A 24,605-nucleotide genomic window follows, 5' to 3' on the forward strand; every position below is an offset into this window, starting at 1 on the left:
TGTTACTGATTTCCCGATAAATCCATCGATGCCGATGAAGGTGGCGTTGCTAACGGTTGCGTACCGGTAGTTGGGGGAGCAGGTTGTTCGGGCTCGGTTTGTGGAATGCCGGGTTTGGGTGAGCGGGTTCCCAGCAGGTGGTTGAACGACCGGGTATACAGCAGACTGACCCCACCACTCGGCGTTAGCGTAGCCGTAGTGACATACTGCCCTGATGCACTCTGCTGATTCCGATTATATACCTTAGCCCGTAAGCGCCCGTCCGGCGAGATCAGGTATTCAATAGTCCATTCGCCGAGCAGGCTGGCAGCGCTTGCCTGGCTCTGCCCGTACGTAAACCCGCCATCACGGCTAACCCGCAAACGGTCATTCAGAAGCCGGTACGAAAACCGCAACTGTAAGTTGTTCAGTAGATTATCAGCCTGTTGTGAACCAGTGGGTGTACCCAGCAGCGAATTTACGTTACCCAGCGAAACGCCGACGTCCAGCTTTTCATCTACGTTGGAGAACAGTTGGCTCAACCGGTTCGAGACAATCTCACCCAGCGCATTACCAATCCCGTCGGAGTTGAACAGGTTCGATCCTTCGGGGATCAGCTGATTGAACAGCAAAAGACTACTTACCTGCCGATTCAATTCCTGTTCGTTGCTATGAAGCCGGTTTTCAAACGCCGTCACCGCCTGCCGGAAGGTCGATGAGGCTGGATATTCCTTCACGTTCAGATCAAAACTAATGTCTGGCTTGGTCAGTAAACCCGTCAGCCGGATGAGCAAATCGACCGGATAACGCCGCGTCCGGTCCGATGAATTGGCCGACACATCGTTGCTGTTTGTTGCCGGTAGCAAAGCGCCCAACGCCGTCGATTGGGTATAGGCCGCTGTCAGGTCGAGCATCGCACCGTAGGGGTCGCCGGTCCAGGTGAGGCTGCTGTTGGGTCGAATCAGGAATTTTTTGTTGATCAGGTTCTGGAACGTAAAGGTGTAGTCACCCTGCGTGATACCATACGTACCTGTCATCGTAAAATCGCCCTTCGTGTCGATCCGCATGGCAATCCGCCCTTCGCCATTCATACGAATGATATCGCCCGCCTGCTTGTCAAACTGCACTTCGCAATACGCATCAGGCGTAATGTCGAACTTGAAATCCATCTTGATCCCCGACACATCGACCGCCGATGTGTTGGCCGTTTTGACCGTATCGGTACGGGCGCGGCGGCTCACAAACTGAATGTAATCCTGCTCGCCAACGGTGGCGGCCCCGTCAAGCGGAATATAGATACGCGTGCCTTTATCGCTCCGCACATCGGCGTTGATGGTCAGGTTATTGAGCGGGCCGAAGATTTTGGCGTTACCCGTCACGATGCCTTGTCCGTAGAAGACATCGTTGTCTTTGGCGGTCGTATTCAGGATCTTAAATCGCTGCAAATCAGCCGAAAAATCGAGCTGGAAGTATTTAAAGTTGTCGTGGTAAACACCCCCGCGGATGATGGCCGTATTTCCATCCGCATCGCGGACCGTCATCCGGCGCGTGATAATCTCATTCTCGCCGAAATAGATTTTGTTGTCAAAAAACAGATCGGCTTTCAGGTAATCGAAGGTGGCATGTCCACGCTGTACGTCGATAGCTCCACTAAGCAAGGGCGCGTTGGGCGTTCCTTTAATATCGACCTGACCGGCTATCGTACCGGCGAAGTTGGAGAACAATCCTTTCGTGAAGGGCTCTACGAGGCGCAACTCGGTGTTGTTCAACAGCGCCCTCAGGTTGAGCGAATTGACTTTCAGCTGTGGCGTATACGTACCTGTCAGCGCCAGTACATCGATCCGATCCCGAATCAGGCGCACGTCTACATTCACCCGCTCCAGCGCCGGATCATAGGCTCCCTGCCCCAGTACGTTGCCGATAATTGAATTTTCGTAGGCCAGCTCCGATACGTTGAACTGACTTTCCACAATAGCCGACCGGTATAGATCGCGCAGCGTAACCGTTCCGTTGAGCAAGCCACCCAGTTTTGTATTGAGCACCGGATTGAGCGAACTCAGCTGAAAGTCACGCGCCTGCAACACCAGCCGTTGTGCCGAATCGGCCGATACCTTGCCCGAGGCCGTCACAAACTGATTCTGGTTCGACACCGTGACGTTCCGAAGCGTAAACTCGTCGCCTACCATCCGCACCAGGCTTTCTGAGTTCAGCGTCCAGTCGGTGTCAAGTAGTTTCAACTTCGACTGCCGGAACGTAAGGTCAATAGCATCGCCTTTAAACCGGAGTTCTCCGTTTAGGTCGGCTTGGTTAGTCGTGCCGGTTTGGCGTACACTGCTGGTGAACGTAATGTGGTCGACATCCCACGCCGCCTCTACGGCAAGCCCCTGCGTGGGCAGCAACCCGCCCAACTTCTGCCGTTCGGAGTTTAGAATGGCTGAGGCCAGTACCTCTTCGCTATTCGTAAACTTCGACGTGTTCAGGTCAAGGTCCGTGACACCAAACCCGTAGCCGCCGTAGTACAACGAATCAGTCGTCAGATTGGCCGTGATAAACTGCGTGTTGTCGGCATTGTAGCGTCCTACCAGCTTAGTGCCGGGCGCCAGGTAAGCCGGCAAGCCCAGAAAAGCCAGCAAGGGACGTGCATCGCGTATCGTCGTCAGGTAATCGATGTGATACGGGGTGGGATTGGTGCGCAAGAAACGCTGTTGCTTCTTGGCATAATACGCCTGACGGCCTTCGGCATCGCCCGTAAAATAGAGCCGGTACTCGTCTATCAGCGTTTGCAGATCGGCGATGGTGCGCTGTGGCGCGTAGTTGCCCTGCAAACGAGCCGTCAGAAAGTCAGAGTTGATGTTCAGGTAGCGATTCTCAGCCCCTTCAATCGTCGAGCTGACCGATAGCGAATCAACCGCCAGCCGCCGCCGGTTCAGTGTCAGGCTGGCGTTCAGAAAATTGGCCGTGCCGGTCAGCTGATCAATGGTATTGCCTTCCAGCTCAGCGCGCACAAACGTGCTGATCGCCAGCGAATCGCGCGTGAAGCCCAGCGCGCGCAGATCGGCTTCCTGCAACGTACCCCGCACATCGAAGCGGTTCCGCGGGCCGCGCAGGTCAAACTCCCCGTCGAGGTCCAGCTTGGCATTCGGGTCGCGCAATGCCACATGCCCATCAAAATAAGCTTTCTGTAGGTTGCCCTGCACCACCACATTTTTATAGTCATAACCGCCAAAGCCCAACCGGGCAAACTGCCCGTCTACGTCGGCGGCGGCCCGGCTCAGATCAGTGCCGTGGCCCACCAGGCGACCCCGACCCGTTACAGCCTGTAGGGTGCCCGGTTGATCGATCAGTTGACCTAACTGAAAATTATCGGCAATCAGGTCGGCGGCGTAAGTCGTTTGGTTGGGATCGTCGGCCAGCTTAAGCTTCAGGTCCCCCCCTACCCGACCCAGCGCCGTACTGAACTGCCCTTTCATGGTGAAATTGCTGAACGTACCGGCAAAATTGGTGTTGAAGGCCACCGTTCCCAGCTTGCCCATCGTCTGATTAAACGCCGGGTCAGGATAATACTGCCGGATATCGGCCATCGTAATCAGCGACGGCTGTATCCGCAGATTAACCCTAAGGTTCTTATCGGTTTCGGGCAGGCCCACAAACGCCAGATCACCTACCAACCGGCTCCGGCCGCCCGCCCCAAACCGCAGATCAGTATCGACCAGCGCCAGATCGACCACCCGACCGCGCAGGTTGCCGGTCAGCCGCCAGGTTTCGTTCAGGCCACGTACATATTCCGAAAAAGCGCCCAGATCAGCCGACTGCACAAGGCTGTTTTTGAATTGCGCCCGAATGGCCACTTTTTCGTTGAAATCGCCCATATCGCCCGCCCTATTATATAGGAAGGATACGTAGTTGCGAATCACCGAGTTGTTAACCGCCAGATACAGGTTGGCGAATTCCATTTTCTTGGCGGAATACAGAAACCGTGTGTCCAGTTTTTTCACCCGCAGCCCCGACCGTTTGTCGACCGTCTGAAGCCCTTGTGTTTCGATGGCGATGGTATCGCCCAGGACCAGAAAATTGCGTGCCTTGCCCTGAATACCCGTCAGCCGAAAATGATTATAGTCAAAATCGGCGGGGTTCTTCATGCGCGGCTCATTCGGGTCGTCGAGCGAAAACTGCCCGTCAACCAGCGTAACCCGGCCGATGGTAAAGGGCGTATGCACATCGCTGGGTGGCGCGTTGGGGTCCGACGTAAGCCGCTCAATGGCCGCAATAAACTCGTCGAGATTCAGATCACCCGTTTTAGGATTATACACCAGTTGCACGTCGGGCCGGTAAAGCACCGCCTCGTCGAGGTGCAGGTTATGCGCCGACGAATCGAGCAGGTTTTGCAGGTTGTAGTCGACCTCGAGCCGCCCGATGCGAATCATGGGCCGGTGTTCATAGTCACGTACCTGAACGTCTTCGAGCGTGAGCGTATCGAACCACTTGATCGACGCCCGCCCAATGCTCACATCCATGCCCAGCTTCTCGGTGGCCCACTTGGCCGCTCGCTGCACCACCATCGTCTGCACCGGTGGCAACTGCAACAACACCCATAGCGTCGCCAATGCCAGCACCAGCAGCAACAGCGTTTTCAGGAGTATCTTAACGAACGACTGCATTCAGGGGTGGGTAAACGGGGGCCGTATCAGCAACGAAAAACGCCTACAAAACCGGTGTAGCGCTTTGCCCATTTCGTTAACGGCAAAATTCGTGATTTCGTTAATCGAATGTAACACAAACTACCTGAAACGTTTGTTGACTCGCCTGAACTGCCAAAACCTATCGTCCAACGGTCTGTCAGGCGGTATCCGCGCCCCGTCCCTGACGGCGATCAGAATAGCGGCTGACAAATAAGAGCCCATCACCTTTTGGAAAGAAAAACTTTCCGCTGTAAACTTGCGTTAGTTTAAACGAAGTCTAAATAAACGACACCATGAGTAATCGAACGGTAGCAGATCTGAAACCCGGCGAACGCGCCCGGATCAAATCGTTTAGCGATCAGTGGGCGTCGATTAAACTGCTCGAAATGGGCTGTTTACCAGGCGAAGAGGTTTGTCTGCATTGCAAAGCCCCCCTCGGTGACCCCATTTGCCTGAACGTGTCGGGCTACTGCCTGTCGATGCGCCGGGCCGAAGCCGCCACCATTGTTGTTGAGTAGTGCGGCCCTTCAGGGTCGTTTGTTCCTTTGAAAACGTCGCCCGTCCTGGCGTTAGTGGGTAATCCCAACGCCGGAAAATCGTCTCTTTTTAATCAGCTTACGGGCCTCCGTCAGAAAACCGGCAATTTCCCCGGCGTAACGATGGACAAGAAGTCGGGCGTGATGTCGCTGACGCCTCAGCTCGAAGCCACCGTCGTAGACTTACCCGGCGTTTATTCCATCTACCCCAAATCGCTCGACGAACAGATTGTCACCGACATTCTGGCCAATCCCGCTCACCCGGACTATCCGGATGTGGCGGTAGTGGTGCTCGACGCGTCAAACCTACGCCGAAACCTACTGCTCTTTACGCAGATCATGGACCTGCGCGTACCTACGGTGCTGGCTTTGAATATGCTCGACGTGGCCCGGCAGCAGCAACAGGAGGTCAATGCTGTCCGGTTGTCTATGCGCCTGGGCATACCCGTGGTGCGGATCAATGCGCGAACCGGCGAAGGGCTTGATCTGCTTCGTAAGGCGATTTTGCAGCAGCTCGATGAGCCGGTCATTGCCGAATCGCTTTTCTTCGACCCCGAAACCGACCCGATACTGGCCGAAGGTATTACCAGCAACGTACCTGACCCGGTTATGCCAGGCTCTACGCTGGATAGCCTAACCCGCCCCGACCTGCCGGAGCCTGATGCTGGCCTGGAAGAACCCGTTCAAACCAACCTGGCAAGACCCAGCCTGACGCGGCCCGACCTAACGCGGCCCGGACTCATTGCGGAGACAAAGCAGCAGTACAACCTGAGCAACAATTACCTCGCGCTGCAATACATCATTCAGCATGATGGGTTTACGTTCTTAACCAAACAGCAACGCGAAGGGCTCGACCACCTCATTAACAAATACCAATTCAGCGAACCAGCTTTTCAGGTACGCGAAACAATCCGCCGCTACGAACTCATCGCGGGCATTATTACTGATGCCGTTACCGACAGCCGCCCGGCCAACCAATCCACCTGGAGCCAACGCCTCGACCGGGTTTTGCTGCATCCGGTGTGGGGCTACGCCATTTTCGGGCTGATTCTGCTGCTGATTTTTCAGGTCATTTTTGCGTGGGCCACGCCCTTTATGGATGCTATTGACGAGGGCGTTGCCTGGCTCAATGGCACTCTGAAAGATAATCTCCCGGTTGGCCCGCTAACCGATTTACTCACCGATGGCGTACTGGCGGGCATCGGCGGCATTCTGGTATTTATTCCGCAGATCGCTTTTCTGTTTCTGCTCGTATCGTTGCTCGAAGAATCGGGTTATATGTCGCGGGTGATGGTCTTGATGGATCGGATCATGCGAAAATTCGGGTTGAACGGTCGATCGGTTGTACCGCTCATTTCGGGCGTTGCCTGCGCCGTACCAGCCATTATGGCCACGCGCGCGATCGGCTCCCGCCGCGACCGGCTCATCACCATTCTGGTGACGCCGCTCATGAGTTGCTCGGCACGCCTGCCTATCTACACCATCCTGATTGCCCTCGTTGTGCCCGACCGGCGGGTACTAGGCTTGTTCAATTTGCAGGGATTGGCCCTGATGAGCCTGTATCTGCTCGGATTGGTGTCGGCGCTGGCGGCGGCCTGGGTGTTTAAACTGGTGCTGAAAACAAAGGAACGCAGCCTGTTTGTGATGGAGCTGCCCACTTTCAAAGCCCCACGCTGGAACCACGTCGGCCTGACCGTTTGGGAAAGCGTAAGGTCGTTCGTGCTGGAAGCGGGCCGAGTCATTCTAGCTATTTCCATCATCCTGTGGGTGCTGGCAAGCTACGGGCCTGGCAATAGTCTCGACGAGGCCGAACGCCGGGTACGTTCCTCCCTCACGAACCAGCCCACCGACGTAGTTGATAATGCGGTTGCCGCGCAACGTCTGGAAGCTTCCTACGCTGGCCGGTTTGGACACTTCATCGAACCAGCCATCAGACCGTTGGGTTACGACTGGAAAATTGGGGTGGCCCTACTGGCTTCGTTTTCCGCCCGCGAAGTGTTTGTCGGTACTATGTCGACGATCTACAGCCTTGGCGCGGGTTCTGATGACGACACGACCATCCGCCAACGGCTGAAAGCTGAGCGCAACCCCGAGACGGGTGGCCCCATGTATACGCCCGCTGTGGCGTGGTCGCTGCTGGTGTTTTACGTTTTCGCCATGATGTGCATGAGCACCATCGCCACCACCTACCGCGAAACCAAAGGCTGGAAATGGCCTCTTGTACAGCTGGGGTACATGAGCGTTCTAGCTTACGTATCGGCCTGGGCAACGTACCTGTTGCTTCGCTAAAACAAAAGCCCGATTCAGATAGAACCGGGCTTTGCTATTGAAAAGAACTGTTTTTCGGCAAGTTTTTCGCTAAAAGAGAAGCCCTTTCGCAACCAGCGGATAGATGAAATGGTAAACGATGTAGGCGAACAGCGCCAGCGTGATACCACCAAGGGTAGCCGTCTGACCTAAGTCGGTACGCGTTTTAGGAGCCGACTGGCCCATGCGCCATTCTCGTTGTGTGTAGTTTGCCATGGTCGTGGTTGCGTTTAGTTGAGCTTAGTAAGCAGTCAACAAAGATGGTGCCCACACCAAAACGGCTATAGCGCAGAAGTACGGAAGCAGGCCACGTACAACTACGTGGTTGATTGAGTGGCGTATTTGGGTCCGTAAAAGTTTAGTGAATGGCCTATCTAGTTAATAGACACACTCTTGATTGGTGTAGAAATTTATCTACAAGGATTGGGAGAACTCGCCACACTAATCCCACCGCAGCCCATCAATCACATCAGATGCTGTCAGGCCTATCTGCCCCCGTTCGCGTGCGGCCACATCACCTGCCTGCCCATGCGCAAACACGCCTAACACGGCTGCTTCGACAGGGTCATACCCCTGGGCAAGTAAAGCGGTCAGCACGCCAGTCAGCACATCGCCCGTACCGCCCGTACTCATACCGGGGTTGCCGGTTGAGTTGAAATGTACTTCGCCGTTCGGTAGTGCCACAGCCGTATAAGCCCCTTTCAATACCACGATCACCTGCTTGCGCTGGGCGAAATCGCGCAACAGTTCGAGCTTATCGTAATCGTTCTGCCAGCGCTGGGTCAACCGTTCAAACTCTTTTGGATGGGGCGTCAAGATGCTGTTTTCGGGCAATAGACCCATCAGGTCGCGGTGTTCGGCAATCAGATTCAGCGCGTCGGCATCGATCACCATCGGGCGGTTAAAAGCGGTCATCACTTCGCGCAGAAACCGTACAGTCTCTGGCGCTTTGCCGATACCTGGCCCCAGCCCAAGCGCCGAATAATCGGCCAACGCCGGTCCGTCTACCTCGCTCGGCCCCGTCAGGACGCGCTCGTTTACATCAGGGCGGCACATGGCCTCCGGTACGGCCGTTTGTAGCACATCATAGCCGCAGCGCGGCACCTGTACAGTTAGCAGGCCCACCCCCGACCGCAGGCAGGCACGGGCAGCCAGCACCGCCGCGCCCATCTTCCCGTAGCTTCCCGCCAGCAACAGAGCATGACCAAACGTACCCTTGTGCGAGAATTTGTCGCGACGCCGTAGCAACAAGCGTGCTTCATCGTCGGTCGTGTAATAAAATGGCGTGGGGGCCTGATCGATAAAGCGCTGATGCAGGCCAATATCGACCATGTGCCACTCGCCTACCCACCGGGCATTACCGGGCAGCAGCATCGCCAGCTTGGGTAGTTCAAACGTCACCGTGTAGTCGGGCTGAATGGCCACTTCGCCGGGTTGATTGGGCTGATTGGCATACAGGCCACTGGCGATGTCGACCGCTACCACCTGCGCTGGTGCCCGGTTAATCGCCTCCACAACTACTTTGACGATTCCCTCCACCGGCCTCGATATACCCGAGCCAAGAATGGCATCGATCACCACGTCTTTCTGCCGCAGTGTAGGCATGTCGCCCGGCTTTTCAACGTAGTGCGGGTTGATCAGCAGTTTCAGCCGCCGGTGGTTATGCGCAAAATCGTCGGACTCGCGGGGCGCGTGCCGCACCACAAACACCTCAACAATGTAGTTGGCCTGGAGGAGTAGCCGCGCAATCGCCAGTCCATCGCCACCGTTGTTACCCAGACCACAGAAAATCTTCACGGGCGTCAGGGCATCGAAGCGCATTCTGAACCAGTCGACGAAGGCTTGGGAAGCCCGTTCCATCAACTGAATGGGGGCTATCGGTTCATGGTCAATGGTATATTTATCAAGTTGGCGAATCTGCTCAACGTCCAAAATCTTCATAATAAGGCAGAAAGCAGCGGCAACTCGCTGCAATGCAAGGCTGTATTCGGCAAAACTATTTTCAATCAAGGAATAAAATACTATCTTTGCGCCTCGATTCTGAAAAATCTACTGACGATATACAATACGGTCATGAGTGATCTGATAAAATTAGTGGAAGCCGACAACGCCCAACGGCGGGCCGATCTTCCTGTGTTCCGCGCCGGTGATACGGTAAACGTTCACGTAAAAATTCGCGAAGGTAACAAAGAGCGTATCCAGGTTTTCACGGGTACGGTCATCCAGCGCCGCAACCCGAACACCAACGGCGAAACCTTCACGGTTCGTAAGATTTCAAACGGTGTTGGTGTTGAGCGTATCTTCCCCGTGCTGTCGCCAAACGTCGACAAGATCGAAGTAGTGCGCCTCGGTAAAGTACGCCGTGCCCGTCTGTTCTACCTCCGTGGTCGTCAGGGTAAGGCTGCTCGTGTTAAGGAGCGCATCGTAAAGAAAGCCGTAGCCGCATAAGCACTGCACTTCCGCATACAACCAAGAAGGCTACTCCATACGGGTAGCCTTTTTTCGTTTGGTGTGTTCAGTTTGACGTTTGCAATTGACGAAAAAGAGGACCTCAGGCTGAATTAACTGCGAACGGAAAACGTCAGACTGTAAACTGAAGACTATACACTGTCCGCCATGACTTTCTACAAATACCAGGGAACCGGCAATGATTTCGTGCTGATCGATGATCGGGCACAGACCTTTCCAGCCCACGATCAGGCCCTGATTGCGCACCTGTGCCACCGGCGCTTTGGCATTGGTGCCGACGGGCTCATTTTACTGCAAAACCATCCCGACTACGATTTCCGAATGGTTTATTTCAACGCAGATGGTGCCGAAGGCAGCATGTGTGGTAATGGAGGCCGGTGTATTGTCCGGTTTGCGCACGATTTAAGGCTTTTCGACAGCACTACCCGTTTTCTGGCGGTCGATGGCGAACACACGGCCGAGGTACGCGGGGAACTGGTTCATCTGCACATGAGCGACGTGGCGGACATGGCTGTACAACCCGACCATACGTTTCTGAATACGGGCTCGCCCCACGTGGTTCAGTTTGTCGATGACGTCGACGAATATGACGTGGTGGCCGAAGGGCGGGCAATCCGCTACAGCGCCGCCTTTGCACCGGGTGGGACCAACGTCAACTTCACCCAACTGACAGACGATGGCCGAAGTCTGTCGGTACGTACCTACGAGCGGGGCGTTGAAGACGAGACCTATTCCTGTGGCACGGGGGTTACGGCGGCGGCACTGGCCGCCTATCGGCACCACGGCCTGCCAAGCCCGGTAGCAATCCAGGTGGTGGGAGGCGCCTTGCAGGTGTCATTCAGCCCACAACCCGACGGTCGGTTCTCCGATATCTACCTGATTGGCCCAGCCAAGCGCGTCTTTACGGGTGAGCTAACAGTTTAGTAGGTTGAGCAGTTAGGCGTATAGGGTTTTATCACGCCTGCTGTCCAATTGTTATGATTATCTACCAGAAAGACGACTGGTTCCGGGCCATATGGCACTTTCATACCGGCTCTACTGCCCGCTCGCTGCTGAAGCGTTTAATCTGGGTTTTTGTGTATGTCGTCACGATTACCACGGTCGAAATCCGCTTTGTCGACCTGCGCCTGAAAGACACACCCAGTGAATTTCTGTCGACGATGGGCATTCTGCTGAGTTTGTTGATCCTCTTCCGCACCAACACGGCCTATGACCGTTTTTACGAAGGCCGACGTACCTGGGGCACACTCGTCAACACCAGCCGTAATCTGGCAGCGTACCTGAGCGCCCTACTACCTGCTCAACGCCACGACGACCGCCTGTTTTTTACCAAAGGGATTGCCAACTTCGCCTTTGCTCTGAAAAATCACCTGCGTAACGACCGACCCAGCAATGCGGGGGAGTTGGAAGAGAGCACGCAGGGGCAACTGAGCACCCTGAATCTGTATGACCACGTACCCAACGGTATTGTCGCGCAGCTACGTCAACGAACCGAAAACCTGTACCGGGAAGGCCTGCTGACCGATCCGCAGCTTATTAATCTGAACAACCTGATCGTTGTCCTGCTGGATGTGGCCGGTATTTGCGAGCGTATCCGCAGTACCCCTATCCCGTTCTCCTACAGCTTCTTTATCAAGCTCTTTATTCTTTTCTACATCGGCATCATGCCCTTCACGATTGTCGATGAGTACGGCTACCTGACCATCCCGGCCGTTATGGCGGTTTCTTATGTCATGGTGGGGCTGGAAATTATTGGCGAAGAGATCCAGGACCCGTTCGGTATTGAGCGCAATAATCTGCCGCTTAACCAGATTTCGCAGACAATCCGCATCAACGTGCATGAGCTGATGCAGATTTATTTGCCTCCCGTCGAGAAAGGGGCCGCTAAGTCAGACTTCTTAATCGTGACCTAGCCTTGCAAGGCCTATCCGCTCCTTGTAGGCTCAAGCCATGCTTACTCAGCCGCGACAAGTCCCCCTGCCACATGGTAGATTTGTTTCTGGCTGAAGTCGGGATGGCGTAATAAATCCTTGGCAGCCACCCGACTACGTACCCCGTTGGTACAGAGCACAATGAGCGGATCGTACGGTAAAAGCTCGGTCCGCCGGGTACGTATGTCTGCCAACGGTACGTTGATGTCGCCAAGGTTGAATTCATCAAATTCCCATTCGTCGCGCACGTCCACGACCAGAGCTCCCGGCTGCTGGCGTATGGTTTCCATGTCGGCCAATGAAATGTCGATGTACGGCGGTGTCGTCATACGCTACCAACGTACCCAGCTGCGTTGGTGTTCGCTCTGCAGGCGATTTGGCACAGTAGCGGGCGATATCCTGTACCGCTTACCTACTTTTAGTGTGACCACCTTCGTAAAGGCAGTCTATAAAATGAGTATTGACCGGGTGTGGCTTGCGCATGAACAGTTAATTAACGATCGGCTTAAGTAGGCGCACTAACCCAAACCACGACGAATGTATTACTCAAAAAAGGAGCGATAACTTATAACAGTTTATCACCCTAACATATGAGTAACTAGGTGGCTACCAAATCGAAGCACGTGGCCACTTATAACAACCCCATTTATGTTCATATTATTGAACAACCAGTGTCGACCCATACCACTTCAATGTACTGACTATTAACCAATTAGCGAATAATCCGGTTGCACTTCCGTTTACGAAGAAACTGGTCTAAAATTTGCTAATAAAATGGCGTACATGTAACTTGATTTTAACAAAGACGAGCCCGATATATACTTAAGTAAATACACGTGTTCGACTAGTGCAAATTGAGCCTCTACGCTAACGAATTTATTATGCGCGTTTTCAGCTTTTGCTTCTTGTTGATAGCAACTCAGGCGCAAGTACTTGTAGGGCAGAATCTTACGACCAAGGCCTATAAGCAATACAGTATCAAACAGCTGGACAGTGCGGCGGTCTCCTTCCAGACGCTGGCAACTGCCGATAGCACGCAGCCCGACGTGCGCGCTATGCTGTCGGCCATTTATTGCCAAACAAAACGGTACGACGACGCCAGCCGCGAAGCAACGGCGGCCCTCGCGCTAGCCCCCAAATCGGCCTGTTACTGGACGCTGCTGGGCGACGCCCGCTGGGGCCAGGGGCTTACCGATCAGGCCCTGCGCGCTTATCTGAGAAGCCTCGACTTGCTGGCAGAAGGCCTGTTTCAGCCCAGCCATACCATATCGGTTCTTCGGGCCGTGATGCCCTACCGGCAGATTGAAAAGCAGGTAAACGAACTGATTGCTTCGTCGAAAGCCACGGCACAGCACTATGTGTTGCTGGGGTACGCCATGCAGATGCAGAGCCGTTTTCAGGAAAGCCTCGCTGCCTATCAGAAGGCCGTAACGATGCAACCCGATCAGATGGAGGTTTACTTGTTCATCAGCGAATTGCACCGGGCAGCCAAGCAAACGCAGCTGATGCTCGACGCCTACGAACAGGCCGTTGCGCACGATCCGTTTATCAGCAGCAAGCTTTACAAAGCCGCCATTCAGGATTACACCGAGAGCCTCCGAAAAGAAGCCGGTTCGTTTGCTTATTTCGCCCTGGGCTACATCCATGAAAAAGGATTAGGTACGCCGGTCAACCTGACCGAAGCCCAGAAATGGTATGCCTACGCCGAACAGATGCACAACCACATCGCTGCGGTCAAATTGACTCGGTTGTATGAACGCGGCGCGATTCCCGGCGTAGATGGCAAGGCAGAAATCCACCGTATCCAGCAAAACCGCGACGCCGGCCGCCGGAGCCATACCATCGAGTTCAAGCTGGCCAACGGTAATTACCAGACCGCCGCGGTATTCGTTGAAACGTATCCGGCCGACAAAGCAAAACCCTATGCCGCTGAAAGCCGCCGGTTAAACGAGGTGTACGGTACATCGGTTGACCTGTACAGCCTCATTCCGCTTGAACGCCCCATCGAGCCCGCTATCACCAACGTACCTGCTCCTCAGCAAGATCAGCTGGCAGCCGCAGCACCACTCACCGCCTCCCTGATGGCCAGCCCATTGCTAAGCCATGAACTCTCTGCCTCGGCAACAAAGGTTGCACAGCCAACTATTGGGAAAGCCAAACTCGCCCAAGTATTCAATCAGCGGGTCGAACCTTTTCTGGAGCCATTTGCAGCTGACAGTGTGGCTTCGGTGATGAATCAAACCCTGGCCGATTATCTGGGCGACGTTGCCCACTCACCCATCCTGGCCATTCAGCGACTGCGCGAGGATCTGATCACCAACCGGGCCGATCAGGGTTTTCTGTATTATGCCATTGCTTTCTTGCAGGAACAGCTAAATGGCTCGTCGGACTGGACCTCGGCCGAAAAATGGTATACCTACGCCTTCCAGCTACACTATACACCGGCCTATCAACGGCTCAAGCGCCGATACAGCCAGGAGGCGCTGTCGCCGGTCAAACTGGCTCGGTTAGACAAAAACTGGCAAAATGGCGCTACCGAGATTCCATTGACTCTCGAAACGCCCGAAGGCGACGTAAAAACGGTGAGTGTATATGTGCAGGATAACATGGGCAGTTCGCCCGAGCCCATCGCCAACGAAGTAAGCCGCCTGCTCGACTTGTTTGGGGTAGAAGTGCCTCAGCAAACGGTAGAACGTTTCAACATGCTTTACCGCGAGGCCCGCCAGAGCAACCTCTCCTACCAGGACCTGTGTCGGCAGGCCTTTTTGAACAAGTCGTAACGTACCTGGCTTTCCGATTCCCATTCGCCCCTCGCCATTGGTGAGGGGTTTTTCGTGGCTGTCAATCTGACAGCCTTTTGCGCTCTGGAACGGCTTTTGGTGAAAGGCAGACAAACGTCATCTGGCAGGCTTCATCGGCAGCGTGACCACGTACCTGGGTACGTATGGTCGGTACCCTGATGAGGTGTGTCTGTTAATCGATTCATACATTCTATGGAAACCCTACACGAAAAAGGAGAATTTACGGCGGGAGCATCCACCCGGGGCCAGATCTCCATTCACACGGAGAACATTTTCCCAATCATCAAGAAGTTTCTGTATTCTGACCACGAAATTTTCCTGCGCGAATTGGTCAGTAACGCCGTTGATGCCAGCCAGAAACTGCAAAAGCTGGCCAATTACGGCGAATACAACGACGAAGTCGGTGAACTGAAGATTACGGTAGCTTTCGACAAAGACGCCAAAACCATCACCATCAGCGACCGGGGTATCGGCATGACCGCCGACGAGGTCAAGAAATACATCAACCAGATTGCGTTCTCGGGCGCTACGGAGTTCGTCGAAAAATACAAAGACAAGGCAACGGCAGGCGAAACCAACATCATTGGCCATTTCGGTCTGGGGTTCTATTCGGCCTTTATGGTAGCCCGCGAAGTCGAAATCATTACCAAATCGTATCAGCCGGGTGCGCAGGCCGTGCGTTGGATATGCGATGGCTCAACCGAGTATGAACTCACCGAGACCGAGCGTGCCGACCGCGGCACCGATATTATCCTGCACATCGCCGACGATTCGGAGGAGTTTCTGGATAAATACCGGCTCAAAGGCATTCTGGAAAAATACGGCAAGTTTCTGCCCATTCCGGTTGAGTTTGACGGGGAGGTGATCAACACCACGACGCCGATCTGGACCAAATCGCCCGCCGACCTGACCGACGAAGATTACAAGACATTCTACCGCGACCTGTACCCCATGTCGCCGGAGCCACTCTTCTGGATTCACCTCAACGTCGATTACCCGTTCAACCTGACGGGCGTGCTGTATTTCCCCAAACTCGACGGCGACAAGTTCCAGATGAAGCGGGAGAAAATTCAGCTCTACAGCCGTCAGGTGTTTATCACCGACGAGGTAAAAGACGTGGTGCCCGACTTCCTGATGATGCTGCACGGGGTGATCGACTCGCCCGATATTCCGCTCAACGTGTCGCGGAGCTTCCTGCAAGCCGATAGCAACGTCAAGAAAATCAATGGCTACATCACCCGCAAAGTGGCCGACAAACTCAACGAACTGTTTGTCAACGACCGGGCTGGCTTCGAAGCCAAGTATGACGACATCGCTATTTTCGTGAAATACGGCTCACTGAGCGACGATAAGTTTTACGACAAAGCCAAAGACTTTGCGCTGGTGAAAAACACCGATGGCAAGTACTTCACGCTCAACGAGTACCGCGAACACGTACAGGCCAACCAGACCGACAAGAGCGAGCAGGTTGTGTTCCTGTATACCACCGACCGCAATCAGCAGGACGCCTACGTGGAGTCAGCGAAGCGGCGGGGATACGACGTGCTGTTGATGGATACGATCATCGACGCGCACTACATCAACGCGCTGGAATACAAGCTCGAGAAGACGACATTCAAGCGGGTCGATGCCGATACGCTCGACAAACTGATCGACTCGGGCGTGGCCAGCGAGAGTGTACTGTCAGAAGAAGAACGTACCCAGCTGAAGGAACTGTTCGAGCAAACCCTCAATGATAAGTCACTGACGGTAAGCGTCGAATCGTTGCCTACCGACGAATTGCCCGTCTCGATCACGATGCCCGAGTTTATGCGGCGGATGAAAGATATGTCGGCGCTGTCGGGCGAGGCCAATATGTTTGGCAACCTGCCGGGCGGGTACAACGTGGTAGTCAACGCCAACCACCCACTGGCGCAGAAGCTGCTCTCGACCGACGGGGAAGCCCAAACCAAGCTCACGCAGCAGCTCTATGACCTGGCGCTGCTGGCGCAGAACCGGCTCACCGGCCCCAGCCTCACGGCCTTCGTGAAGCGCACGGTCGACGGGCTGTAAGCACGCTCCGGAGTAGCCTCGTTTAAGGTTCAATGGCCGAAGTCCAACGTTGTTTTTCGCCGCTCATCAGGCGGATCGACAACTTTGAACCTCGGCCATTGAACCTTGAACGGCTATGCCTAACTTTAGCTACGCAAAGCATACACCCTGCATGAAAGCTAAAATACTCGTTGTTGATGATGAACCGGACCTCGAACTACTGATTAAGCAGAAGTTCCGCCGTCAGATACGCGAACAACAATATGAGTTTTCGTTTGCTCAGAACGGCCTTGAGGCCATAGCCCAGATTCAACGTAACCCCGACATCGACGTGGTGTTGTCGGATATTAACATGCCCGAAATGGACGGGCTCACCCTGTTGACCAAACTGGCTGAACTGAACCCGATTCTTAAAGCGGTGATGGTATCGGCCTATGGTGACATGGAGAATATCCGGACGGCCATGAACCGGGGTGCCTACGATTTCGTGTGCAAGCCCGTCAACTTCGAAGACCTCGAACTGACGATGCAGAAGACCATTCGGCACGTGCACGACCTGCGACAAACGTTACAGGCCGTGAAGGAGAACAACATCCTGCGGATGTACGTGGACGAAAGCGTGCTGAAGTTCATGACTCGCTCGGAGTTTGAGCAGTCGCTAACGGCCAGCGAGACCAGTACCGCCACCATTGTTTTTGTCGACATCTGCGGGTTTACGGCCATTGCCGAACGCGAAACGCCCGAAACCGTGGTTGCCCTGATCAACAAGTATTTCGACGTGATGGTGAAGGAAATCCTGAATCAGGGCGGGTACGTCGACAAGTTTATGGGCGACGCCGTTATGGCCGTTTTCCAGGGCGAATTTCACACCGACCGCGCCATCGAAGCCTGTCTGGCCATCCGGTCGAACATCGCCGCCATCCAGGAAGAATTGTCGGGTAAACCTTACCAGCCCGAAGTGTCGATTGGCCTCAATAGCGGCGAAGTGGTCTCAGGGAATATCGGTTCGGTAGCTCTGCGTCGCCTCGATTATACCGTCATTGGCGACATCGTCAACACCGCTTCCCGCCTGCAATCGACCGCTTCGGCCGGGCAAATCTTGATTACCCAGGCCTGTTACGAAAAAGTAAAAGAGTCGTTTCACTGCGAAAGCGTCGGCGAGCACAAGCTCAAAAACAAGCTGGCTCCCGCCCATCTCTGGAACGTGATCTCGTAGTAATAAGCTATAGCTTGTAAAAAACCAAGCCATCTCGGTATACCCTGATTGTAGACGATCAGTATACCGGGATGGCTTTATTTGTATCTACCAATTAAAAAATCGACTGATTTGATGTAGTTTGTAACCCGATTTACAATCCTTCCTCACTGCATCAATCTATGCGTTTTTTTACGTTGCCAAGTCTCATTATGAGGCTATTGTTTGCCAGTTGCATCTCATTAACTACTTACGCACAAACCCTACCAACGTCCAGCCCCTTTATTGATCCGCGCGACACGGTCCAGCGGCAGTTGGCCGAGGAACAACGGCGGATGATTGACCCGGCCACAGGGACAGTGCCCTACGAACGGATTACGCAAGCCCGCGAAAAACTGACAAACGACCGCAGGCTGGGTACGTTGCCGAATCAGGGGGGGATTCCTAATATCACCTGGCAGGAGCGCGGCCCCAACAATTCGTATGATGCCCGTGTAGTATTAGCAGACCCGAACGACCCGGCCAAGAAGAAAGTGTGGGCTGGGTTGGCCGTAGGTGGGTTGTGGTATAATAACGACATCACCAACCCAGCCAGCCTATGGACACCGGTTAATAACGATATAGCGGCTTATGTAGTCGGTGCACTGGCAACAGATCCGTCTAACTCTCAGATTATGTATGCTGGCACTGGTGACACGAACTACACGATAGGTGCCGGTATCTGGAAAACCACTGACGGCGGGCAGACCTGGAGCCGACTTAGCAGCACAGTTCCAAATGATAATTCACCCAGCCTCAGCCGTTCCTTTGACTATGTCTCGCGCATTATTGTCAATAACAGTGGGCATGTGTTTGTTGCTTCGCGCTACGGGGTAATTAAGTCGACAGATGGGGGAGCAAGCTGGCAAAACATACTTGCTCCAAACCAAGGCATTGGCTTCGGTACAGCAACGGGCAATTCTTATAATGACTTGGTGAGTGATCTGGAGATTGCCTCAGATGGCATACTCTACGCTAGCTTCTGGCCCAGTCGCGTCTTCAAATCGACCAATGTTGAAGCCACCGCCTGGACGGAAATTACCCCGCCTGGCACAACAGGTGAGCGCTCCGAACTGACCTTGGTCCAGTCGACGAACGGGGCGGGACAGGTGCTCTACGCTGTTTCCAGACAGTATAATTCGACCCGCTATGAGCAGGACATTAGCTGGTTCAAGAAGAGCACCGATGCAGGTGCTACCTGGACCAATGTACCCATCCCGACGTTCAGTTGGGGCGGTCACTTTACTGAGGGCAATGGCTATCGCTACATGACACTCACGGCTCACCCTACCCGCGCTGACGTTGTCTTTGCTGGTGGCGGCGGGCTCTTTAGAAGCACTGATGGGGGCGCTAACTGGATGATGATCAATGGAGCCGGTAATACGTTATATAACCAGACAGCTACTTATTTTTTACCCAGCAGTGATGACTTGGTGGATATAGCCCGTCAAGCGATCTATTACTTACCAGCAGCAGGAAGCCCGGCGGTAACTAACCCAACGTCCGCGACCCGTTCTGAAGGGTTGCGGGCCGCCCTATCTTATTCGCTGGCGATGAAGAACAGCCCCGGCAATAACTACTTCCTCGCCAATTTGCAGCCGATGGGCTTTACTACAACAAACTCCGCCGGTATTGGCAAGGTCGGCAACTACTTCCTAAGCACATCCAGCCTGAGTGTTCCTTATATCGATACAGATGAACCATCGATTCAACTAATCAGCGGGTATTCGAGTCTATACATTTTTAACGGTAATACGTTTCAGACGCTGCCCTCTTTCAATTACAATTCGTTTGTGGCTGATTACGATAGCCAGGCCAACACCCTGTATGTCTGTACGCAGGAAAACAACCGCTCAATCATCCGCCGAACAACGGGCGTCGGCGCTACCCCTGTCAGCACAACGATCACGCTGGCAGACCAGAAGGATCAGCCTACGTACCTGAAATTGAGCCCTGATGGATCGACGTTATTTGTGGGCTGCACGGGTGGCAAGCTATATAAACTAACCAGCCTAAACCAGCCAACGCCCACCAGCACACGCATCGACGATGGAGCCTTTGGACAGGTATCGGTATCGTGCATTGACATTGGTGCCAGCACCAGCGAGCTACTCGTAACCTTCTCCAACTTTGGGGTGCAGTCGGTCTGGTATACGGCCGATGGGGGCGCCAACTGGCAAGGTAAAGACTTGATCAGCCATGGCCTGCCAGACATACCTGTCAGATCGGCCCTGTTTAATCCCCAGAACCGGCAGCAGGTACTGCTAGGAACAGATTTGGGACTCTGGACAACTACCACCATCACGGCGGCCAACCCCACTTGGGCCTTTTCGGATGGATTACCAGCGTTGCGGGTTAACCAGTTACGGCATCGTCCCACCGATGGCAAATTGGCAGCGGCTACCGTTGGCCGGGGTATCTGGACAACCGATGCCTTTGCCATTCCCTACACGATCCCTACAATAACGGTAACAAATGTATCCAGCCGGACGCTCTGCGCCGGTAGTGAACTCTCGATTAGTTTTACTACCTCAGGTACGTTTAATTCATCTAACAGCTACGAAGTATGGGTGTCTGATGGAGCGGGCGATTTTACTACTCAGCGCCTGATTGGCCGGGGAAGTAGCAGTCCTATTTCGGCCACTCTGCCCATGGGATACGACGCCTTATCCTATGGCACGGGTTACCGGGTAAAGGTGCTATCAACAAACCCGGAAGTAGCTTCGACTGCAAGCGATCCACTAATCATTGGCAACATTGACTCCGCTTTCATCAGAGACCGAGCGGATAATAACGGTATGGGCGTAGTTTGCCTCGGTGCTCGGGCTACGCTAACTGTACTGGCGAGATCGACCGATTATAGCCCAATTACAGATATACCGCTACAATACCGCTGGGCTAAAGATAGCATCCTGCTTGACGGCGCCACCTCGGCTTCGCTTACGACCACGCAAGCCGGCTTCTATTCCTGTACAGTAACAAATGGTGCCTGTTCTGTCAGGACAGGCAACTATCAGGTCTCCCACTCGTCATCAGCAAGTTTCTTTATATCAAGCAGTTCGTCGGTAACACCGCAATGTGCCGGACAGCGGGTAGCCCTTCGCACAACGTACATTGGAGACAACGCCACGTACCAATGGAAGCGAGATGGCGCCGTCATCAGCGGGGCTACATCGTCGACGTATAGCGCCACGCAGACCGGTCGCTACTCGGCACAAATGCAGGATGGCGGCTGTGCTTCCGAGGCCGGATCGTCGTACTCGTACTACGAGTTTGGGACTTCGATTACGGCGTCAATTTACTTTTCTAGTGCTAGGGACACCGTTGTCTGCTCAGCCAATCAAGGCTCATATATCTACCTTGATAACAGTGGCAGCTACACAGCTATTCAATGGTACAAGAATGGAGTGGCAATCAATGGCGCTACACAATCATCAGTATTCGTTCAGGGTGAAGGCGTCTTTTACGCGGTCGTGCAGCTTGGAAACTGCCAGACCGTCTCCAATACGCTGGTTCGAAAGCTAGGCACACAACTCCCGGTTATCATTTCGTACGATGGTGCCCGAAAGCTTTGCCCAGGCGAAAGCCGATCACTGTACGCCGAACGCGGTTACGGACTATCACTGCAGTGGCAGCGCAATGGAATTGATATCCCGGGCGCAATTTATTCTAACTATCCCGTATCGAGCAGTGGCGATTATACCGTTCGGGTTGACTACAATGGTAATTGCGCAACCACCTCTGCAACGCAGTCATTCACTTTTTCGACGGCCATTGTCCCACTCGTCAAAACGGCAAGCGGCCTCAATCAAGCTTGTGCCTACAATTACCTGTATCAGTCGGGCGGCAATGACGGTAGTTACTCCTTTCAGTGGTTGAAAGATAACGTACCCATCACGGGAGCGACCTATTCAGCCCTAACAGCCACTACCACAGGCCTTTACAGCCTTAGTATGACCAACGGAACCTGCTCAGGCGTATCAAAAGGTGTTTACATCCAGACGGGTGCTCTACCAAAACCAGTGGTTACGTTATATTCATCAACGCCGGACCGCTGTGCCAATGCCGCCATTCTGCTCCGTGCCGACGTGTATACTACCCCACTCCAATGGAAGCGGAACGGAGTCGTGATTCCTAACGCGCCTGATAATCAATACTACGCAACGCAGTCGGGGCGGTACGTACTAGTTCAGCAACAGGATGGTTGCACTGCGGAGTCGGATCCGGTCGATATTCGCATCGGGGAGCCAACGGCCGCAACCCTTACGGGTAGTGCGCTGGTCAACGCCGGCCAGACGGCCGTGTTACCAATTACGTTTTCGGGGGCTGCCCCCTGGTCGGTAACCCTGAGCAATGGGCAAACTGTGGGGGGGATCGTGCAGAGCCCCTACTCACTATCGGTTGTCCCAACCACCACGACCACCTATTCCCTCGCCACTCTAGCTAATGCCTGTGGGCCGGGTACGGCATCGGGTAACGGCGTCGTAACGGTCGGTTCAGGCAAGGCCGATCTAGCCTTGGCAATGGCTGTCAGCAACCGCACGCCGAAGCTTGGCGATCTTGTCAGTTTCTCCATTAATGCGACCAATGAGGGGCCCGACGAAGCCACCGGCGTTCAATTGCAGAGCCGATTGCCAGCGGGTCTGCAATTTGCGCCGGGTGGCTCGGCGGGGGTCACATACAGCAATGGTTTGGTGAGCATTCCAGCAGGTACGGTGCCAGCTCAGAGTAGCCAAACGTACGTTTTTCAGGCCAACGTGACCAGTCCAGGTACGTTAGCGACAGCCGTACAAATAGCCGCTACTCAAACCCCCGACCCCGACAGCCAGCCCAATTCGGGAACTGGTGATGGGCAAGACGACATAGCCATAGCAGATATCCGCACCGCTGATCAGACCAGTGATCTGTGGGTTGTATCGGCCAACCCCAATCAGGTGCCGCTTCCACAGTTGCGAAGCAGCCAACCCACGCCTAACCCAGCAGCCGTAGCTCTAAGCCTTCAGCTTTCACTCGACAAGTTACTGGTCGATGTAGCCCAACAAGAAGTCGTGACGACCACATTGACCGTACGCAATCAGGGGGGCCTTCGAGCCACATCGGTCATTGTTCGGGTACAGCTCCCCAACGGTGTACTAGCCCCCGCTTCGCAAACGGGCTGGCAGGTAGTGGATAGCCAAATGCTGAACGGTTTGATTCCCACTATCCCGGCGGGTGGAGTGGCTACCCTCAAACTTTTGTGGAAGCCAACAGCAGCAGGTGAGTTGAAGGCTCAGATTGCCGACGTGATCGAGCCCGTAGTTGGCTCTGCACCGGGTAATGGCTACGGGCAAGGCGAGACCGACGAGGCCCAAGCCAGCATCCGTATTCGCTAAAACACCTCGTTGAGGTTAAAATACAGCCCATGCGAACCGCCCGCACCAAAGCCATAGTCGATGGCCAGATTGGTGCGGGCGTTTTTATTGACTTTCACCCGGAGCCCACCACCAACCCCTGGCCAGATTTTGGTCGCGTGGAGCGCTGCGGTTTCCTGCGTAGTTTTGAGCGGATCGCCAAACCAGTTATGCACCGTCTGGGCATTGGCAAACAACACCGCACCCAAAAGGCCGTTATCCGTCAGTTCGGTTCGGTATTCGGCTTCGACATAGACCAGGGCTGGACCGCGGAACCGCCCCATCGCGTAGCCCCGTCCGCTATTGTTATAGGTGTCCCAGCCCGTGCTGGGCAGGTCGAGGTACGGCACCCCTTTACCAAACGTCGTCCAGTTGAACCCCCAGAACGCCAGTTGTTTTTCCAGACGCCCTCCCAGCGGTACGTAGCGGCGGTAATCGAGCCAAATGGCATCGTAGTCGACATTACTGCCCAGCCAGGTATCGTAGTGCCGATACTGGAACAGAAAATACGAACCGCCCGTGGGGTTGTTCAGGTTATCGCGGCGGTCACGCAGCAGCCCTACCGCCAGACCCGACGAGGTGGAACGTACCTGGCGGCCGTATCGCTCATAATCCGTGGGTTGGCCGGTGAGGCTAGTGTTTTTTATGTCGAAATGGTAGTCGAGCAAATAACCCACCCCGACCATGTAATCGCGGGCAATGGCCCGGTACACCATCTGGTAAAATCGGATGTGGTTGTAATCCAGATTACTGGCATCAGACAGTTGGGTCTGATTGCCCAGGCCGTAGGTGGTTGTCGGGAAATTGTAGAAACGCCAGTCGCCCTGAATATTGAACCGATGGCCGCGCGTCCAGAGGTTGCTGATCGCCGTGACCAATACCTGATTAAACTGCGAATAACCCGCGTATAAATGCGCCGTCGAGAGCCGGGTACGGGGTGCTTGAGCCGGGTAAAAAGAGGTCGTCAAAATGGCGCCGACTGCCACGCCGGTAGCCGGCTGGTAGTTGAGCGAGGGCAACACGGCCCATTGGGGTTTCGAGAGCGTTGAGTCGTTGCCGGGAACGAGCTTGATACCAAACCAGCGTTTGGCCAGGTCCGATGCGTCGAGTTGCGGCGGGCGTTGAAGGGTATCGGTAGTTTGTCCAACTGAGCAGAGTGGGGCAAGTAACAACCAAATCAGTAGCTGTTGTTTCATGCAATGCGTATAAATCGTCAACCGGGTTAACTATCGGGCTTCCCAAACGGTT

Annotated in this window: 14 protein-coding genes; 9 read left to right on the forward strand and 5 right to left on the reverse strand. The window is 54.4% G+C overall.

Features of this window, described 5'->3' with window-relative positions; genetic code table 11:
* Positions 1-2: 2 nt before the first annotated feature.
* The gene (locus tag ACAW74_RS23605; RefSeq protein WP_370700714.1) at positions 3-4,637 is read right to left on the reverse strand and encodes a translocation/assembly module TamB domain-containing protein; all 4,635 of its coding nucleotides are present in this window, start codon (positions 4,635-4,637) and stop codon (positions 3-5) included.
* Positions 4,638-4,951: 314 nt separating this feature from the next.
* Between ACAW74_RS23605 and ACAW74_RS23610 the strand changes: the two genes are divergently transcribed.
* Positions 4,952-5,176 carry a FeoA family protein gene (locus tag ACAW74_RS23610; RefSeq protein ID WP_015330990.1) on the forward strand — a complete coding sequence of 75 codons (225 nt, stop codon included), beginning with the start codon at positions 4,952-4,954 and terminating at the stop codon, positions 5,174-5,176.
* A 27-nt stretch (positions 5,177-5,203) separates the two neighbouring features.
* Positions 5,204-7,483 (forward strand): ferrous iron transport protein B, encoded by a 2,280-nt coding sequence (feoB, locus tag ACAW74_RS23615; RefSeq protein ID WP_370700715.1) that lies wholly within the window; start codon positions 5,204-5,206, stop codon positions 7,481-7,483.
* Positions 7,484-7,552: 69 nt separating this feature from the next.
* On the opposite strand, the gene ACAW74_RS23620 is transcribed toward feoB, so the two are convergent.
* Both ACAW74_RS23620 and ACAW74_RS23625 read right to left on the reverse strand, forming a co-directional pair.
* Positions 7,553-7,717: a hypothetical protein gene (locus ACAW74_RS23620; RefSeq protein WP_370700716.1), complete on the reverse strand. Its 165-nt coding sequence runs from the start codon at positions 7,715-7,717 to the stop codon at positions 7,553-7,555.
* Between the two features lie 225 nt (positions 7,718-7,942).
* Positions 7,943-9,442: an NAD(P)H-hydrate dehydratase gene (locus tag ACAW74_RS23625; protein ID WP_370700717.1), complete on the reverse strand. Its 1,500-nt coding sequence runs from the start codon at positions 9,440-9,442 to the stop codon at positions 7,943-7,945.
* Positions 9,443-9,574: 132 nt separating this feature from the next.
* Between ACAW74_RS23625 and rplS the strand changes: the two genes are divergently transcribed.
* The 3 genes from rplS (at position 9,575) to ACAW74_RS23640 (ending at position 11,883) form a co-directional block, all read left to right on the forward strand.
* Entirely contained in the window at positions 9,575-9,949 is a 375-nt protein-coding gene (gene rplS, locus ACAW74_RS23630) for a 50S ribosomal protein L19 (protein WP_015330986.1), read from the forward strand.
* Positions 9,950-10,117: 168 nt separating this feature from the next.
* Positions 10,118-10,894 (forward strand): diaminopimelate epimerase, encoded by a 777-nt coding sequence (dapF, locus tag ACAW74_RS23635; RefSeq protein ID WP_370700718.1) that lies wholly within the window; start codon positions 10,118-10,120, stop codon positions 10,892-10,894.
* 53 nt (positions 10,895-10,947) lie between these two features.
* The gene (locus ACAW74_RS23640; RefSeq protein ID WP_370700720.1) at positions 10,948-11,883 is read left to right on the forward strand and encodes a bestrophin family protein; all 936 of its coding nucleotides are present in this window, start codon (positions 10,948-10,950) and stop codon (positions 11,881-11,883) included.
* Positions 11,884-11,924: 41 nt separating this feature from the next.
* Here ACAW74_RS23640 and ACAW74_RS23645 read toward each other — a convergent pair whose 3' ends face one another.
* Positions 11,925-12,230, reverse strand: a complete 306-nt coding sequence (locus tag ACAW74_RS23645; protein ID WP_370700721.1) for a rhodanese-like domain-containing protein — start codon at positions 12,228-12,230, stop codon at positions 11,925-11,927.
* A gap of 576 nt (positions 12,231-12,806) precedes the next feature.
* On the opposite strand from ACAW74_RS23645, the gene ACAW74_RS23650 reads away from it, so the two are divergent.
* The 4 genes from ACAW74_RS23650 (at position 12,807) to ACAW74_RS23665 (ending at position 23,339) form a co-directional block, all read left to right on the forward strand.
* Positions 12,807-14,681: a tetratricopeptide repeat protein gene (locus tag ACAW74_RS23650; RefSeq protein WP_370700722.1), complete on the forward strand. Its 1,875-nt coding sequence runs from the start codon at positions 12,807-12,809 to the stop codon at positions 14,679-14,681.
* A gap of 213 nt (positions 14,682-14,894) precedes the next feature.
* Positions 14,895-16,754 (forward strand): molecular chaperone HtpG, encoded by a 1,860-nt coding sequence (gene htpG, locus ACAW74_RS23655; RefSeq protein ID WP_370700723.1) that lies wholly within the window; start codon positions 14,895-14,897, stop codon positions 16,752-16,754.
* A gap of 151 nt (positions 16,755-16,905) precedes the next feature.
* The gene (locus ACAW74_RS23660) at positions 16,906-17,949 is read left to right on the forward strand and encodes an adenylate/guanylate cyclase domain-containing protein (RefSeq protein ID WP_041257715.1); all 1,044 of its coding nucleotides are present in this window, start codon (positions 16,906-16,908) and stop codon (positions 17,947-17,949) included.
* Between the two features lie 191 nt (positions 17,950-18,140).
* A complete protein-coding gene (locus ACAW74_RS23665) occupies positions 18,141-23,339 on the forward strand; it encodes a hypothetical protein (protein WP_370700724.1) in 5,199 nt (1,732 codons plus the stop codon).
* Here ACAW74_RS23665 and ACAW74_RS23670 read toward each other — a convergent pair.
* Positions 23,336-24,553: a BamA/TamA family outer membrane protein gene (locus ACAW74_RS23670; protein WP_370700725.1), complete on the reverse strand. Its 1,218-nt coding sequence runs from the start codon at positions 24,551-24,553 to the stop codon at positions 23,336-23,338. The two genes, ACAW74_RS23665 and ACAW74_RS23670, sit on opposite strands and share 4 nt — an antisense overlap.
* Positions 24,554-24,605 lie beyond the last annotated feature (52 nt).

Origin of the sequence: Fibrella musci (assembly GCF_041321105.1) — a bacterium.
Taxonomy (GTDB): domain Bacteria; phylum Bacteroidota; class Bacteroidia; order Cytophagales; family Spirosomataceae; genus Fibrella; species Fibrella musci.